Origin of the sequence: Kitasatospora sp. NPDC018058, from assembly GCF_044327205.1 — a bacterium.
GTDB lineage: Bacteria > Actinomycetota > Actinomycetes > Streptomycetales > Streptomycetaceae > Kitasatospora.
Window position 1 is genome coordinate 1 of the sequence record NZ_JBIRFA010000123.1, and the last position, 3,244, is coordinate 3,244.

Below are 3,244 nucleotides of genomic sequence, written 5' to 3' on the forward strand. Positions count from 1 at the left end.
TGTGTGAGGCGGAGCGGTCGGGTGTGTTGGTGCCGCAGTCCGCGGCGTATGTGATCTACACGTCGGGGTCGACCGGCACGCCGAAGGGCGTGGTGGTGGCACACGCGAGTGTGGTGGATCTGTTGTCGTGGGCGGTGTCGACATTCGGTGCCGAGGGTCTGTCGAAGGTGCTCGCGGCGACGTCGTTGAGTTTCGATGTGTCGGTGTTCGAGCTGTTCGCGCCGTTGGCGGCGGGTGGCAGTGTCGAGATCGTTCAGGATGTGCTGGCGTTGTTGGGGCGGGGCTGGTCGGGCAGTCTGGTCAGTGCGGTGCCGTCCGCGTTCGCGCAGGTGATCGGGCAGGGCGGCCTGGCCGTGCAGTCCGGGTCGGTGGTGTTGGCGGGAGAGGCGCTGTCGGCTTCGGCGGTGGCGGACATCCGCGCCGCGCTGCCGGGGGCCCGGATCGCCAACATCTACGGTCCGACCGAGGCCACGGTGTACTCCACGGCCTGGTTCGCCGCGGACGACGACCAGCCGGTGACGCCGCCGATCGGGCGGCCGTTGTGGAACACGCGGGTGTATGTGTTGGACGGGGGTCTTTCGCCGGTTCCGGTTGGTGTGGCGGGGGAGTTGTATGTGGCGGGTGTGGGTTTGGCCCGTGGTTATCTCAACCGTCCCGGTTTGACGGCTGAGCGGTTCGTGGCGGATCCGTTCGGTGGTGTGGGTGAGCGGATGTATCGCACCGGGGATCTGGTGCGGTGGAACGAGGGTGGGGAGCTCGAGTACCTGGGGCGTGTGGATGACCAGGTGAAGGTGCGTGGGTTCCGGATCGAGTTGGGTGAGGTGGAGGCGGCTCTTCGCTCGTTGCCCGGGGTGGTGGGTGCCGCGGTGGTGGTGCGGGAGGACCGTCCGGGGGATCCGCGGCTGGTGGGCTATGTGGTGCCACGGACCGAAGCAGCGCCGGCGACCGGCAAGGTCGAGGACGAGCAGGTCGGTGAATGGCAGCAGGTCTACGACTCCATCTACGCGGAGTCCGGCGCCCTCGGCTTCGGTGATGACTTCACCGGCTGGAACAGCAGCTACGACGGACAACCCATTCCGCTGAGTGAGATGCGTGAATGGCGGGACGAGACCGTGCGGCGCATCCGGGCGTTGCGGCCGGAGCGGATCCTGGAGGTCGGCGTCGGGAGTGGCCTGTTGCTGGCAGCGCTCGCGCCGGACTGCGATGAGTACTGGGGAACCGATTTTTCAGGCACGGTGATCGAGAAGCTGCGTCGTGAGGTGGCACGACACCCCGGAATCGCGGAGCGCGTGCACCTGCGGCAGCAATCGGCAGAGGTCATCGCCGATCTTCCACAGGGCTACTTCGACACCGTCGTCATCAACTCCGTCATTCAGTACTTCCCGAACGCCGGATATCTCTACCAGGTACTGGAGAACTGCCTGCGGTTGCTGAAGCCGGGGGGACAGGTGTTCGTCGGTGACGTCCGCAATCTGCGTCTCGGGCGAAGCTTCCATGCGTCCGTGCAGCTGGCGGGGGCGAACTCCGAGGAGGACTCGGCACTACTGCGCAAGACGGTCGACCACCTCGCATCGACGGAGAAGGAACTGCTTGCGGCCCCGGATTTCTTCGCCGCGCTGCCGGGTGCGCTGCGCGACGTCAACGCGGTCGACATCCGGATCAGGCGAGGCCAGTACCACAACGAGCTCACCCGCTATCGCTATGACGTCACCTTGCACAAGCAGGCCGCCCGCGTGGTTTCGCTCGCGGACGTTCCGTCGGTGCGCTGGGGGCAGCACGTCACGGATCTGGACGGGCTAGCGTGCCGGCTCGGCGAACAGCGCCCGCGCTTCCTCCGGGTCTCCGGTGTGGCCAACCGGCGCCTGGCGCACGAGGTTGCCACCCTGGCGGCACTCGACGCAGGTGAACCGATGGCGGAAATCCGCCGACAGGCCGGTCTGGCCGAAGCGTCGGGCTACGATCCGGAGCAGTTCCACGAAGTGGGCGAGAAACTCGGTTACCGGGTGATCACCACCTGGTCCGACCGAGGCCCCGACGGGGCGTTCGACGCCATCTTCGAGACCGTCGAGGAGGCCACTGAGGTTTTCGCCGACGTCTATCTGCCGGTGGGGGGAGAGCCGGCGGTAGGTGTGCCCGTCACGAACGATCCGGCCGGTCAACGCGTTGCCGGCGAACTCATCGCCGCTTTGCGAAGGCATCTCGCACAGGTACTGCCGGAATACATGGTCCCGTCCGCAGTGGTGGCGCTGCCGGATCTGCCGCTGACGCCGAACGGGAAGCTGGACCGCCGGGCGCTCCCCGCGCCGGACTTCCGCGGGAACGTGACCGGACGTGGCCCGCGCACCCCCCAGGAGGAGACCCTGTGCGAAGTCTTCGCCGAGGTGTTGGGTGTGCCGCTGGTGGGGATCGACGACAGTTTCTTCGATCTGGGTGGTCATTCGCTGTTGGCGACGCGGTTGATCAGTCGGGTGCGGGCTGTGCTCGGGGTCGAGCTGTCGATCCGAAGCGTTTTCGAGGCTCCGACAGTCGCCGGAATTTCTGCTGACATGAAAACTCTCGATAAGACGAAAAGGCCGAAACTGCGTCGAATGCAGAGGCCGGGGGAGAACCGATGATTCCTTTGTCATTCGCTCAGCGCCGGATGTGGTTTCTGCACGGCCTCGGTGGACAGAGCGCGACGTACAACATCCCCATGGTCATGCGGCTGGCCGGGGAGCTGGATCGGGAGGCGTTGCGTGCGGCGTTGAACGACGTGGTCGAGCGGCACGAGAGCCTGCGCACGCTCTTCCCCGAGGTCGACGGGGTGCCTCGACAGGAGGTGCTCGGTGTCGCCGCCGCCGGGGTCGGTATCTCGGTGGTGCCCACCACCGAGGCGGAGCTCGAAGAGGCCCTGGCCGCGGCTGCTGCCGGGGGCTTCGATCTGGCCTCGGATCTTCCGTTGCGGGTGACGTTGTTCGTGTTGTCGCCGACGGAGTACGTGCTGTCGCTGGTGCTGCATCACATCGCTGCTGACGGCTGGTCCTTCGCGCCGTTGTCGCGGGACCTGGCGCAGGCGTATGCGGCGCGGGTGGAGGGTCGGGCGCCGGGGTGGGAGCCGCTGCCGGTGCAGTACGTGGACTACACCTTGTGGCAGCAGGAACTGCTGGGCAGCGAGGAGGACCCGGAGAGCCTGGTCAGCCGGCAGGTCGATTACTGGAAGTCGGCGTTGGAGGGGATTCCGGATCGGCTGGAGCTCCCGACGGAC

General features: G+C 66.9%; 2 protein-coding genes. Both read left to right on the forward strand.

The window, feature by feature from the left end; all coding sequences use genetic code 11:
* Positions 1-23 precede the first annotated feature (23 nt).
* A complete protein-coding gene (locus tag ACH4E7_RS45400) occupies positions 24-2,615 on the forward strand; it encodes an AMP-binding protein (RefSeq protein WP_396255095.1) in 2,592 nt (863 codons plus the stop codon).
* Between the two features lie 26 nt (positions 2,616-2,641).
* Positions 2,642-3,244, forward strand: a 603-nt coding sequence (locus tag ACH4E7_RS45405) for a condensation domain-containing protein (RefSeq protein ID WP_396255096.1), incomplete at its 3' end; no start/stop codon positions are given.